At 66.0% G+C, this 12,558-nt stretch carries 11 protein-coding genes; 3 read left to right on the plus strand and 8 right to left on the minus strand.

Annotated elements, in window-relative coordinates; all coding sequences use genetic code 11:
- The first annotated feature begins 85 nt into the window (after positions 1 to 85).
- Positions 86 to 1,321 (plus strand): ABC transporter substrate-binding protein, encoded by a 1,236-nt coding sequence (locus AAFG13_RS03215; RefSeq protein ID WP_342711099.1) that lies wholly within the window; start codon positions 86 to 88, stop codon positions 1,319 to 1,321.
- Positions 1,322 to 1,612: 291 nt separating this feature from the next.
- Here the strand turns inward: AAFG13_RS03215 and AAFG13_RS03220 are convergent, their stop codons facing one another.
- From AAFG13_RS03220 to AAFG13_RS03245, 6 genes are all read right to left on the minus strand, one after another.
- Positions 1,613 to 2,977 carry an O-antigen ligase family protein gene (locus AAFG13_RS03220; RefSeq protein WP_342711100.1) on the minus strand — a complete coding sequence of 455 codons (1,365 nt, stop codon included), beginning with the start codon at positions 2,975 to 2,977 and terminating at the stop codon, positions 1,613 to 1,615.
- A 7-nt stretch (positions 2,978 to 2,984) separates the two neighbouring features.
- Complete coding sequence (locus tag AAFG13_RS03225) at positions 2,985 to 4,397, minus strand: glycosyltransferase family 1 protein (protein WP_342711101.1); 1,413 nt, start codon at positions 4,395 to 4,397, stop codon at positions 2,985 to 2,987.
- Positions 4,394 to 5,134, minus strand: a complete 741-nt coding sequence (locus tag AAFG13_RS03230) for an ABC transporter ATP-binding protein (RefSeq protein WP_342711102.1) — start codon at positions 5,132 to 5,134, stop codon at positions 4,394 to 4,396. The genes AAFG13_RS03225 and AAFG13_RS03230 overlap by 4 nt, the downstream gene beginning before the upstream one ends.
- Before the next feature lie 4 nt (positions 5,135 to 5,138).
- Positions 5,139 to 7,079: a glycosyltransferase gene (locus AAFG13_RS03235; protein WP_342711103.1), complete on the minus strand. Its 1,941-nt coding sequence runs from the start codon at positions 7,077 to 7,079 to the stop codon at positions 5,139 to 5,141.
- Between the two features lie 17 nt (positions 7,080 to 7,096).
- Positions 7,097 to 7,282 (minus strand): hypothetical protein, encoded by a 186-nt coding sequence (locus AAFG13_RS03240; protein WP_212317518.1) that lies wholly within the window; start codon positions 7,280 to 7,282, stop codon positions 7,097 to 7,099.
- 186 nt (positions 7,283 to 7,468) lie between these two features.
- Positions 7,469 to 7,831 (minus strand): hypothetical protein, encoded by a 363-nt coding sequence (locus AAFG13_RS03245; RefSeq protein ID WP_342711104.1) that lies wholly within the window; start codon positions 7,829 to 7,831, stop codon positions 7,469 to 7,471.
- Between the two features lie 222 nt (positions 7,832 to 8,053).
- On the opposite strand from AAFG13_RS03245, the gene AAFG13_RS03250 reads away from it, so the two are divergent.
- Together AAFG13_RS03250 and AAFG13_RS03255 are read left to right on the plus strand one after the other, a co-directional pair.
- Positions 8,054 to 8,929, plus strand: coding sequence for a DUF6502 family protein (locus tag AAFG13_RS03250; RefSeq protein WP_342711105.1), 876 nt, complete (start codon positions 8,054 to 8,056; stop codon positions 8,927 to 8,929).
- On the plus strand, positions 8,926 to 10,167 hold the full coding sequence (locus AAFG13_RS03255; RefSeq protein WP_342711106.1) for a DUF5666 domain-containing protein: 1,242 nt from the start codon (positions 8,926 to 8,928) through the stop codon (positions 10,165 to 10,167). The genes AAFG13_RS03250 and AAFG13_RS03255 overlap by 4 nt, the downstream gene beginning before the upstream one ends.
- A gap of 168 nt (positions 10,168 to 10,335) precedes the next feature.
- On the opposite strand, the gene AAFG13_RS03260 is transcribed toward AAFG13_RS03255, so the two are convergent.
- Together AAFG13_RS03260 and AAFG13_RS03265 are read right to left on the minus strand one after the other, a co-directional pair.
- Complete coding sequence (locus AAFG13_RS03260; protein ID WP_342711107.1) at positions 10,336 to 11,700, minus strand: peptidoglycan DD-metalloendopeptidase family protein; 1,365 nt, start codon at positions 11,698 to 11,700, stop codon at positions 10,336 to 10,338.
- 99 nt (positions 11,701 to 11,799) lie between these two features.
- Positions 11,800 to 12,558 carry a peroxiredoxin gene (locus AAFG13_RS03265; RefSeq protein ID WP_342711108.1) on the minus strand — a complete coding sequence of 253 codons (759 nt, stop codon included), beginning with the start codon at positions 12,556 to 12,558 and terminating at the stop codon, positions 11,800 to 11,802.

Here is a 12,558-nt window from a genome sequence, read left to right on the forward strand (position 1 = left end):
CAACGGAAAAACCCAGCGCTTGCCAGCACATGCGTCTCTTGCGAGACTTGCCGTCAAAACTACGACAAAAATCGGGGAGAAAACGATGCCGGCTCGTTCTGGATATATTGGCGCGATCGTGGCCTTCGCAAGTGCCGCATTGATCACGACCTCGGCCACCGCGCAGAAGAAATACGACCCCGGCGCAAGTGATGGCGAAATCAAGATCGGCAACATCATGCCGTATAGCGGCCCGGCGTCGTCCTACGGCGTGATCGGCAAGACCGAGGCCGCGTTCTTCAGGATGATCAACGAGCAGGGCGGCATCAATGGCCGCAAGATCAATTTCATCAGCTACGACGATGCCTATTCGCCGCCGAAGGCGATCGAGCAGGCGCGCAAGCTGGTCGAGAGCGACGAGGTGCTGCTGATCTTTCAGGCACTCGGCACGCCGTCGAATTCGGCAATCATGAAATACATGAACGCCAAGAAGGTGCCGCAATTGTTCGTCGCCTCCGGCGGCACCAAATTCGGCGACCCCAAGAACTTCCCCTGGACGATGGGCTTTCAGCCCAACTACCAGAGCGAGGGGCGCATCTATGCGAAATACATTCGCGACAAATTCCCCGATAGCAAGATCGCGGTGTTCTGGCAGAATGACGACGCAGGCAAGGATCAATTCAAGGGCCTGAAGGACGGCCTCGGCGACAAGGCGGGCATGATCATCGCCGACAAGTCCTACGAGGTCTCCGATCCCTCGATCGATTCGCAGATCGTCGCGCTGCACGATTCCGGCGCCGACATCTTCTTTTCCTGGGCGGCGCCGAAGGGATCGGCGCAGGCGATCCGGAAGGTGGGAGAGCTCGGCTGGAAGCCGAAGTTCTTCCTCGCCAACACCGCGACCACGGTCGCCTCGGTGCTGAAGCCGGCGGGGCTCGAATATGCCAAAGGCATCATCTCGACCCAATACCTGAAGGATCCGACCGACCCAACCTGGGACAAGGACCCCGCGGTCGTGAAGTGGCGCGGCTTCATGGACAAATACTATCCTGACGGGGACAAGGCCAATTTCAACAACGTCTATGGCTATGTGCAGTCGGAGGCCATGGTGCAGGTGCTGAAGCAATGCGGCGACAATCTCACGCGCGAGAACGTCATGAAGCAGGCGGCCAGCCTGAAGAACTTCCACTCCGACCTGATGCTACCGGGCATCATGGTCAACACCTCGCCCGACGACTACTACCCGATCGAGCAGATGCAATTGATGCGGTTCAACGGCGAGGCCTGGGAACTGTTCGGCGACGTCATCACGGGTGAAGTCGGGCACGACGCGACGCGGTAGGCGGTTGGGGGTCATGAAGGCGTTGCCGGTGCAGCAAACACTGCTGTCGTCCCGGCGAAAGCCAGGACCCATAACCACCGCATGTGATTGTGAGAGGGATTGGGGCCCCAGCGTCGCGCAGCAATGACCATTTGGGGTAATGGGTCCTGGCTTTCGCTAGGACGACGCGGAGTGTGTGGCGCGGCCTACATCCCGATCGTCGTCCCTGCGAAGGCAGGGACCCATAACCACAGGCTCGTGTTGTTGAAGAGGGCTGTGGCTCCAGCATCGTTCAACAATTGCCTTCGGTGGTTATGGGTCCCGGCCTGCGCCGGGACGACAACTGAGTTTCTTGCACCACTTGTGAGTTACACATCCACGGCGTGCTGCACTATCCACCGGGATTTTCTCCGGCCGGCGGGCGCGTAGCGCCATGCCGCCGGCGACGCCGACGCCGATCACGTACATCCAGCCCTCGTGAAAATCGGACAGATGCGAGTTGAGCAGCGAGCTCGTGATGTTCTGCACGACGATGGCGAGCCCGATCCAGCTCACGAGATCGCGGCCGGCGAACAGCCTGACATGGCTGGTCCACATCGTGTACAGCAGCAGAGTGCCGATCAGCCCCCACTGGATCGCGACATTGAAGGTCTGGTTGTGCGGGTTGTTGATCACCTCAGCGTTTAGGCCAGTTTGTCCGGCGGCATCCTGCGTGAACATGTGCCTGATCGCACCGGTGCCGTGTCCGAGCAGCGGCGCCTCGGTGATGAATTTGACCGACTTCCGCCAATAGGTCAGGCGCTGCGCGGTGGAGGCGATCCCGGACGTATCGTGGGCGCGATACTCGATGCCGACGTCGGCGATGCGATGGCGCAGATAGGGTGACGTCGTCCACACCAGCAGGCTCGCCAGCGCGACAGCGGCGAACAGCAGCCGCGTGGCGCGGCGGGACAGATGCAGCGAGGCGAACAGGATCAGCAAGACCGGCATGGTAACCAGCGCGGTCCGGGCCGAGACGACGTAGAGCATGTTGACGACGAACAGCAGGATCAGCGCGATGGCGCCGGCCGCGATGCGCCATTGCCGGGCCCGCAGCGCCGTCAACGCCGGCAGCATCAGCGCGAAGGCGCACAGCGCGAATTCCTGGCTCTGGTCGAGGTAGTTCTTGACCGGCACGCCGTCGGAGGCGGTGTGCGCGAGCTTGAGCTGTGGCAGCGCCAGCACGATCCAGGACAGGATCATCAGCAGTGTGCATGACACCAGGAAAGCCAGGAACACCGAGAGCCCGCGCTGTGAGCGCTGGAAATAGCCGAGCAGGAACGGCAGCAGCAGCAGCTTGCCGAGTGGCTTGATGCCTTGCAGCCGTTCGGCCCAGCCGGCCTCCGACCATGCCATGCCGAGCACGGCGAGCGCGACCAGCGCGACCGGCAATGCAAAGGCCGGCTGCGCGAGGTCGAGAATGAACTGCTCCCAGTCGATGGTCGGGATTACAGTGACAAGCCACAGCAGCATGAAGACGGCAAGCGCCGTCGTCGACCATGGTAGCGAAGCCGCGGCGAGTGCGATCAGGGTATCGGTCGTGCGGACATAGGCGATTGAGCCGGACCAGGCACGGACGCGGTCGTGCCATCGCGTTGGCTCGACGGCGCCGTCGAGCGTGTGCGACTCGGTGATCATGATCGGCTTACACGGCGGCGCCGTTGAATGCGGCGATCGCAACAGGCGGCGCCGGTACGTTGGCCACGGCTTCCGCGACGACCCGATGCGACAGCAGGTCGCGCGCCTGGGTGTGGTGGCCGAAGCGCTCGGCGAGCTCGGTCCGGCGCGCGCGGATTTTGTTCCGCCATTGCTCCTGCTCAGCCAGGACCCGGGTAACCGAGGCGCCGATGGACTCGATCGAGAACGGGTCGAAATAATCGGCGAGCTCGCCCGCGACCTCGCGGAACACGGCGATGTCCGAGCACAGCACCGGCGTGTTGGCGGCCAGCGCCTCGATGATCGGGACGCCGAAGCCTTCGGCGAGGCTCGGCATGATCAGGCCATGGGAATCGGCAATAAGCGCCGCCTTCTCGTGCTCCTCGACATAGCCGGAAAAGCGGACGTTGGGCGGTGCATTGCGAGTCAGGCTGGGGGCGCCGGTGTAACCGATCACGACGAGGTCGGCCTGGGGCAGGTTGCGGAACGAGCGGATGACCGCGGCGAGGTTCTTGCGCGGCTCGGCGGAGACGATCACGACGAAGTACGGCCGTCCGCTCGGCGCAGCCGCCGAAAGCGCCGGTGCATCGAACCTGGTCCGGGGATAGACCACCCGCGCCGGCAGATGCGCGAACTGCGGAAGCAAGGCGCGGAACCGGCCCAGGCTGTAATGCGAGACGAAGGCGAGCTCGTCGGCCTGCTGCAGGCTGGTGAACAGGCGCGACAGGAACAGCCGGGTTGCGACGTCGCTGAGCTTGAGGTCGGTGAGCGGCAACAGGTCGTGCACGACGCAGATCACCTTGGCGCCGCGCTTGCGCTGGATCGCGACCCGCGTCGGCGTATCGACGAGGATGACGTCGTAGCCGCGCGCATCGACCCGCGGCGGCGGCAGCCGCAGCAACGCCGAGGTGTCCTGATAGCTGTAGAAGCCGGGTTCGAGCAGGAAGTCGCCGAACAGCTTGAGATGGCGCAGGTCGGTCGGGATGTATTCGAGGCCGTCGGCATGGTTCTCGATCAGGCTGACGCCGGCCGGCAGCAAATGGACCGCGCGCAGGAAGCTGACGGCGAATTCCAGCGAGGTCGCGGCGCGAAGCTTGCCGCGGCACCAGTCGACGGTGCGGCGCAGGCCGCCGCTGCTGCGCATGACGGGCGCATTCATGTCGGCCTCGTCGAGGAAGCGGTAGAGCGCGAGCAGCTCGATCAGTCGCGACCCGTCGGGCAGCAGCCTTGTGCGCTGCTGGCGCTGGCGCAGCTTGCGATAGCGGCGGGTGGTCTCGACCAGCAAGGTCAGCTCGTGGCCGTCGCCGGCCAGCGAGCGGATCAGTTCACGCGTGAAATGGAAGATGCCACGCTTGTGGTTGGGTTCGCCGAGCGCCTCGCTGACGACCAGGATCTTTGTCATGCGGTTATTTCTCTGAGCTCGGGGTGATGCGGGACGGGCGGATCCAGCGCAACGGTGCTGGTGATGCGGCCGTGATCGAGATTGACAATGCGGTTGCAGGTCCGGCGCAGCAGCCCCTGGTCGTGCGAGGCGATGATCACGATTGCCGCGGCCTCGACCATCTTGCGCAGCCGCTGCTCGGCCTTGGCCGAGAAATTCTCGTCGACCACGCTGAGCCATTCGTCGAGCAGCAGGATGTCGGCGGGAAACGCGGTCGCGGTCGCGAACAGTACGCGCATCAGCATGCCCGACGAGAACATGCGCAGCGGCAGCCGCTGCATGCGTTCTTCCAGCTCCGTGAACGCCCAGATCTCGTCCAGGATCGCCGGCGTCGGCTTGCGGCCGGATATCCGTAGCAGCAGGTTGATATTGTCCGCGGCGACGAAATCGAGATTGACGCCGGCGCCGAGGCCAAGCAGCGGCACGATGTTGCCGGAAATCTGCACCTCGCCGCTGGTTGCCGGAAACACGCCGGCGATCAGCCGCAGCAAAGTGGACTTGCCGGAGCCGTTCGGCCCGGCGAGGCCGATGCGGGCGCCGGCCTTCGCCTCGATCGAGATGTTGTCGATCGCGCGGATGGTGCGCATCTCGCTGGTCTGGCGGAACAGGCGGCCGAGCAGGCGGCGCTTCAGCGAAAAGTCGTAGGCGCCGTACAGCGGATAATCGAGGCAGACGTCGCGGAGGTCGATGCTTGCCATGTTGCTAGATCCAGAATGCCGCTTTGCGCAATTGAGCGACCGTCACGGTCGCGGCGACCGCGAGCGCAGCAAGGCAGGCCAGCACGTAGATCACGCTCGGCATCGCGACATGGCCCGATGCCAGCGGGTCGCGCCAGACCGCGAACAGATGGGTCAGCGGATTGAGCCGCATCACCGTGGAGCCGCGATCGATCATCTCAGGCGTCCAGATGATCGGCGAAGCCAGGAAGGCCAGGGTCAGCGAGGACTCGATGATCGGCTTGATGTCCCGGTAGCGTGTCGCCAGCGCGCCGAGCACGAGGCTGACGCCGAGCGCGCAGATGACGAACAGCACGAGGCCGGGCAGGGCGGCGATCGCGCCGCCGACGTCCCGCGGCGTCAGCGCGAGCCACAGGATCAGCGGCACGACTGCGTTGTGGGCCGCGAACAGCGCCTGGCGGAAGGTACATTGCAGCAGGAAGATCACCGGCGGCAGCGCGCGATCCTTGATCAGGCTGGCCGAGCCCTGCAGGGCGGTGGTGGCGTCGAGCACGACGCTGTTGAGGAAGGTCCAGGCGGTGAGGCTCGCCGCCAGCATCGGCAGCCGCGCCACCGCGCTGGCGTTGGAGAGTTGGCCGATGACCGAGCCGAGCACGGCCACCATGATCGCCATCTGGATCGACATCCAAAAGGGTCCAAGGAGGGAGCGGACGTAGCGATGGCGGACGTCTGACCAGGCCAGCGCTGCAGCGATCTGAATCGCGCCGACGAGACCGGCCGTTCGGGGGCGCAGGGCTGGGGCTAGTGACCCTGCGTCCTTTGCGGCTGCCTCTTCAGTAACGACTTTGCGGTACACCGTCTCCACTCCCTCCTTGAAGGCTGATGTCGAGTATTTCGTGATCGCGCGATGCCGCGCGGCCTGCCCCATGCGGCGGCGCCGCTCGGGATCGTTGATCAGCGTCTCGATGGCGTCGGCGAGGGCTGTGGGATCGCCGGGCGGCACCGTGATGGCCTCGAGGCCGTCGCGGGCGACGTGCGGAACGCCGGTGTTGAGCGCGGTGTTGACGATCGGGCGGCTCGCCGCCATCGCCTCGAGCTGGGCCAGCCCGAAGGTCTCGGCATTGGTCACCGATGGCATTACGAAGACGTCGGCGATGCGCATCAGCTTGACGCGTTCGCTCTCGGACACCGAGCCGAGCAGTCGGACGCGGTCCTGCAGGCCGTAGTCGCGGATCAGCTGCTCGAGATGGCCGCGCTCACGGCCCTCGCCGACGATCCAGACCTCGAAATTGCGGGCGTGGGCGGCGTGCACCAGCACGTCAAAACCCTTGTAGGGCACCAGCCGGCCGCAGGCGAGGACGAGGCGGCCGCGCGCGTTGACGTCGTCGGCTTGCGCGGCGGGCCGATCATACTTCTCGACATCGACACCGAAGGGAACGGCGTGGCACTTGTCGGCAAATTCCTGCAGCAGCGGCGCGGTTTCGATCAGCACCGGATCGGAGACGATGATCGCGGCGGCGCGGCGCAAGGTCCGCCGCATCATCGGCTCGACCAGAAAGCGCAAGGCCGCGTGCGAGACGATATCGGCGTGCCAGTGCACCACCAGCGGACGCGCGCGGCCGAGCCCGAATGCGAACACCAGGTCGGCGAGCGGGAAGGGCGCGTGCAGCGCCAGCAGATCGTGCTCGGCGATGCGGCGCCACAGCCGCCACGGATAGGTCGGCGCCGCCGGCAGCGACAGCACGTCGCCGAACGAATGCACGCGCTCGACCGCAACGTCATTGACCACGATCTGCCGCTCGCCGCCGGCGCGCGAGCAGACCAGCACGGCGGCGTCGAACGTGTCCCTCAGGGAGGCACAGACGTCGCGGATCACGGTCAGCGTGCCGCCGAACAGATCGGGGTAGTAGACCTTGAAGATATGAAGCACCGACGGACGCCGGGCCGGCGCGTTCAGACCAATCATGGGCGGCTCGATCCGGATCATGCAACGAACAGGGCGACAACGAACGGCAGCGCCAGCGCGGCGGCGAACACCAGCGAGCGCAGCAGCGCCGGAAACACCGGCTCGATCGGGCCGCAGGCGGCCTGCGGCGTGAAACGGAGTGTGGTGGCGAACCGAATGGGTTCGCGTGGCGAACCGGGGTCGTGGGCCGAACGAAGAGACATTGCGTCGGATTCCCTGCTGAATGGATTCTGGATACGTGGGAATATTTCACACGTCAATGGGGTCGGGCTAAAATGTGGGATTATGTCCCACATGTGGCGGTAGACAACTTTTTTGACAGGGGGCGCATGGCGGGCGATCGCGCCGTGACGGCGCGAGGCGAGCGGGGCGGGAGTGCTAGCGAGACGTCAGGCCGGCTCGGCCGTGCTGCCCGTCGTCGATGGCTGCAACTGGCGCCTGATGGCGGGGATGTCGAAATGGATCCGCTCGGGCAGCATCGCGGCTGCGGGCCGCTGCAGATCCTGCTCGATGACGACGCGCTTGCCGCCATCCGATGTCAGCGCGATCGAGATCGAGTTCGCCCGCGGCTCGGCGGTGAGGCCGGCATGCGCGCGGCTGGCATATTCGCCGGCGCGCAGGCCGCCGAAACCGAAGGCGAGCAGGCGGCCATAGATGTACAGCGCCAGCAGATCGGTTTCGCCGAAGCGGCGCGGCGAACCGGGCGCCACGCCCGGCAGGCAGGGATAGCCGCCCGCCATCACCGTCGACACGAACTCCTCGTAGGGAACCTGGGCGATCCGGCAGGCTTCCGCGATCGCAAGGTCGAATCAGGCAGGCGCCATGGAGCGGTCCGTAGGGATATCGGCGCCCGCAGGCCGCGCCGTGTCCGGAGGTTACTTTTGTTTCCCATAAGTGGGAAAATGTCACACGTCAAGCAAGGTGGGCAAAACGGTGGGATTGTGTCCCACGCGGCGGACGGCTAAAAGTTAGGCATGAATGCCAAGCCCCCGAAGCCGAAACCGGGATCGTCCGCGCCGATCGCCGCCGCGAAGCTGCACGCGCCGCTGGCGCGGATGCTGCGCCCGCTGGTGCGGCTTTGCGTCCGCGGCGGCATGACATTTCCGGCGCTGACCCAGCTGCTGCGCGAGCTCTATGTCAACGTCGCCGAGCACGACTTCGCGCTCGAGGGCAAGGAGCAGACCGACAGCCGCGTCAGCCTCTTGACCGGCATCCACCGCAAGGAGGTCGCGCGGCTGCGCGGCGCGGGCGCGCCGGTCAATGCGGTGCCGGCGACGCTGTCGCGCACCAGCGCAATCATCGCGCGCTGGCTGGCCGCGCCCGAATTCACCGACACGAAGGGCGATCCGCTGCCGTTGCCGCGCACCGCCGATGGCGGCGCGCCGTCGTTCGAGACGCTGGTCGAATCGATCACCAAGGATGTGCGGCCGCGCGCGGTGCTTGACGAATGGCTCGACCGCAAGCTCGTCACGATCAATGATCGCGACGAGATCATGCTGGTCGAGGAGGCCTTCGTCCCGCATGGCGACGACGATCGCAAATGGCACTATCTCGGCCGTAACCTGCACGACCATGTCGCGGCTGCCGAGATGAACGTGTCGTCGGCGACGCCGCGCTTCCTCGAACGCGCGGTGCATTACGACGGGCTGTCGGCCAAACTGGCAAAACGGCTCGAGGGCCGTTCGCGCGAGCTCGCGATGGAGGCGTTGAAGGTCGCCAACCGCGAGGCCAACCGCGCCTTGGCCAAGGACAAGGGCGGCGACTACCGCTGGAATTTCGGCATCTACATCTATCGCGAGGGCCCCGACGGTCCGGTCGATGACGATGCCGACGAAGGCGGTGCGGCATGAAAGGCCCGCCGGTCATTTCCCGCCGCGCGCTGCTGATCGGCTTCTGGCTCGCCGGAACTTCGCTCGCGGGCGCGCAGGTCAAGAAGCGCGGCAACGATCAGGGCATCGGCGGCACCGGGATCACCGGCTCCGACCAGGGCATCGGTGGCACCGGCATTGTCGGCGTGATCCAGCGGTTCGGCTCGATCTACGTCAATGGCGAGCGCGTCGCTTATGCGGCCGACGTTCCGGTGCGGATCGACGGCGAGGCGGCGAATGCCAAAGCGCTGCGGATCGGCCAGCTCGCGCGCGTGGTCGCAGAGCGCGATGCCGGCGGCACGCTGTCGACCAAGCGCATCGATGTCGCGAGCGAAGTGACCGGACCGGTCGAGCAGATGAAATCGGGCGAGCTGACGGTGCTCGGCCAGAAGGTCGCCTGGAGCGGCCGCGAGAGCTGGCTGAAGGTCGGCGCGCACGTCGCCGTGTTCGGGCTGCGCCGCACCGATGGCATCGTCGTCGCTAGCCTGGTGCAGGAGCGCCATGACGCTGCGATGCGCGTCGCAGGACCGCTCGAGCGCGACCGCGACGGAGCGTTCCGGATCGGCGAGCTCAAGCTCAGCGGCGTCGATGCGGCTTTGGCCGGTCAGCGCGTGCAGGCCGAAGGCCACGTCGCGCAGGGTGTGATGCAGGTCTCGCGCAGCCGCGCCGACGACTTCTCCGATCTCACCGGCGCGAAGCGACTCCTGATCGAGGCCTATGTGCGGCGGGTCGGCAATGACCTGCAGCTCGGCGCCGGCTTCGTCGCGCGCGACCACTCGCGCTTTTCGCCGCCGGCCGATACGCGCGTGGTCGTCAACGCGCAGCTGTCGGGGACGCGCGAGCTGCGGGTCGAGTCGGTGCACTCGGTCACCAGATTCCCGGGCTCCTCGGTGAAGAGCCCCGGCACGCCGGGCCGTGGGTCCGGCGGTGGCGGTTCCGGGCCGGGACATGGATCCGGACCGGGTGGGCGCGGTGCGCCTGGTGGCGGCGGCCCCGGTGGCAGCCCGGGCGGGCCGTCTGGTGCGCCCGGCGGCGGGCCACCAGGTGGTGGCGGTCCTGCGCCCGATCCCCTCAATGGCGGAACGACCGGCCCGGGTCCTGGCGGCTTCGGCTCACCCGGCGGACCATTCGGTCCCGGTGGTGGTGGTCCATTCGGACCCGGCGGCGGATTCGGAGGCGGCGGGCCGCCCGGCGGCATGGGCGGCGGTGGCCGCCGCTAAAGCGTTTTCGAGCGAAGTGGACGCCGGTTCGCTTGAAGAAAACGCGTCAAGACAAAAAATGGAGCATCGGTGCTGATGCCATCAGAACCGATGCTCCAAGCCACAAACGAGATCGGCGCAAGCGAGGCCGCTTGCGCCGATGTTCAGATCAATCGTTGCGAGATTGAGCTAGCCCGCGCTGAGCCGGACGCCGGCGCGGAGGAATTTCTGCGGATCGACCGCTTCGCCGTCGATGCGGGTCTCATAGTGCAGATGCGGACCGGTGGAGCGGCCGGTCGAACCGACCGCGCCGATCACCTGGCCGATCTTGACGTACTCACCGACCTTGACGCCGATCTCGGAGAGATGGCCGTAGCGGGTCGAGAGGCCATTGCCGTGATCGACCTCGACCATGCGGCCGTAGCCGCCGGCCCAGCCTGCCGACACCACCTTGCCGTTGGCGGTGACGCGCACCGGATCGCCCTGCGCGGCGCGGAAGTCGAGCCCGGTGTGCATCGCCGGACGGCCGAGGAAGGGATCGGAGCGAACGCCGAAGCCGCTGGTGAATTCGACCTCGCCGACGACGGGCTTGCGGTATGGCACCAGCGCCAGCGTCTGGTTCAGGCGCTGCATCTGCGCGCGGTTGATGTTGATGCGGTAAAGCTGACGCTCGAACGCGCCGGCGTCGGGCGTGAGCTTCACCGGCACATAGGGGCCGCCCATGCCGGAGCGCGGCGTCGCGGCTTCGAGCTGCGCCATGTTGAGGCCGAGATCGGAGATCACGCCGCGCATCCGGCGCACCCGCGATTCGATACCGTCCTCGACCGAGGAGAGTGCTGCGACCTGGCGCCGCTCGACCTGGTCGAGCGAGGTCTGCAGACGGACCAGAACGTTGTCGACGCCCAACCTGTCGAAGCCTTGGGCCTTGGCGAACTGATTCGGCTGCGCCTTGGCGATCAGCGGCGCGCGCGATTCCAGCCGCGCCTCGCGATCCGGCGGCGCCACGAAGATCACGGTGTCGCTGATCGGGGAGGGCTTGGGCGTACCGGATGACGGCGCGGCGTCGGCGCGGCCCTGCGGCTTGATCGATCCGGTGGTCGCAACATCAGGCATCGCGCCGAGCGCGGTGGCGCGCGATTCCAGCGCCGATTGCCGCTTCATGATCTGGTCGAGCTTCTGGTCGAACTGCTCTTGATCGAGCAGCTGGCGGCTGGTGGTGCGGTCGACCTTGGCGCGCAGCTCCGAGATGCGGTCCTCATAGGCGTATTGCATCTCGGCCTGGCGCGCGATCAGCCGGGTCAGGACGTCGTCACGAAACGCAAAATACGTCGCGGTCGCCGCCGACCACATGCCGAGCAGGACGACCGTGCCGACCGCGATCCAGAACACCACCGGTCCGAACCGGACCTGCTTGCCGGCATGAACCAGCGTATAGCCCTCGCCGGAGGCAGCCGCGGCAGCTGCGGCATGCTGGGCCACCGGACGGCGTGCCGGCGACCGGCCATGGTCCTGCGGATGATGGTGTTTCTGGTGATGACCGGACCGGCTCGACATCGGTACTCCCGCGGCCGGTCGGACCAAGCTCCGTACGGCTAATTTGCGGGGCCGATTTGAGCTCGCCATGGTTAATTTTCAGGAAACGGAACCCTCCGGTCAGAGCGATCGGGCGGCCTCCAACACCGCTTCGGCATGGCCGTCGACCTTCACATGGCGCCAGATCCGGGCGACTTTTCCACTGGAATCGACCAGAACCGTGGTGCGAATAATTCCCATGAAGGTCCTGCCATACATGGATTTTTCGCCCCAGGCGCCATACGCCTCCAGCATCTGATGGGCCGGGTCCGAGACCAGCGGCACGGACAGCTGGTGTTTGTTTCGAAATGACTCCTGCGCCTTAACCGTATCGGCGGAAATGCCGACCACCTCGGCACCTGAAGCCGCGAACTCATTCTTGAGCCGGGTGAAGTCGATCGCCTCCCTGGTGCAGCCGGGGGTGTCGGCGCGGGGATAGAAGAACAGCACCAGCTTCTTGCCGGCAAAATCCCGCAGTGAAACGCTGCCTCCGCCGTCGCGCGGCAGATCGAATCCAGGTGCCGCGGCGCCCTCAGTGAGTGTGACGGCGGACGACTTGGTCACGGTCGCGGTCGGCTCAGCCTTTAACGGTTTCGATGCGGCCTTGTGCGAGGCTTTGCCTTGAACACCCGTTGCGGCCTTTGTGGTGGTCTTGGCCTTCGCCTTGGTTGCTTTCTTGGTTGCTTTCTTGGTTGCTTTCTTGGCCACGGCCTTCTTCGCAACCGTTGTGCGGGTTTTCATCGCGGACTTCCCAGTGCTTGCGCTTGCGGCGCGCGCAACCTTTGTTGCGACCCGCTTTCCGGTTGTGTTGGAGGATTTCTTGCGCGTTTTCTTGGACAT

Source organism: Bradyrhizobium sp. B124 (genome assembly GCF_038967635.1).
GTDB lineage: Bacteria > Pseudomonadota > Alphaproteobacteria > Rhizobiales > Xanthobacteraceae > Bradyrhizobium.

Bases quoted from the DNA above. Each gene is read 5' to 3' on its own strand.
- AAFG13_RS03215 (WP_342711099.1), top strand. From the start codon at position 86: ATGCCGGCTCGTTCTGGATATATTGGCGCGATCGTGGCCTTCGCAAGT.
- AAFG13_RS03220 (WP_342711100.1), bottom strand. From the start codon at position 2,977: ATGATCACCGAGTCGCACACGCTCGACGGCGCCGTCGAGCCAACGCGA.
- AAFG13_RS03225 (WP_342711101.1), bottom strand. From the start codon at position 4,397: ATGACAAAGATCCTGGTCGTCAGCGAGGCGCTCGGCGAACCCAACCAC.
- AAFG13_RS03230 (WP_342711102.1), bottom strand. From the start codon at position 5,134: ATGGCAAGCATCGACCTCCGCGACGTCTGCCTCGATTATCCGCTGTAC.
- AAFG13_RS03235 (WP_342711103.1), bottom strand. From the start codon at position 7,079: ATGATTGGTCTGAACGCGCCGGCCCGGCGTCCGTCGGTGCTTCATATC.
- AAFG13_RS03240 (WP_212317518.1), bottom strand. From the start codon at position 7,282: ATGTCTCTTCGTTCGGCCCACGACCCCGGTTCGCCACGCGAACCCATT.
- AAFG13_RS03250 (WP_342711105.1), top strand. From the start codon at position 8,054: ATGAATGCCAAGCCCCCGAAGCCGAAACCGGGATCGTCCGCGCCGATC.
- AAFG13_RS03255 (WP_342711106.1), top strand. From the start codon at position 8,926: ATGAAAGGCCCGCCGGTCATTTCCCGCCGCGCGCTGCTGATCGGCTTC.
- AAFG13_RS03260 (WP_342711107.1), bottom strand. From the start codon at position 11,700: ATGTCGAGCCGGTCCGGTCATCACCAGAAACACCATCATCCGCAGGAC.
- AAFG13_RS03265 (WP_342711108.1), bottom strand. From the start codon at position 12,558: ATGTCCAAGAAAACGCGCAAGAAATCCTCCAACACAACCGGAAAGCGG.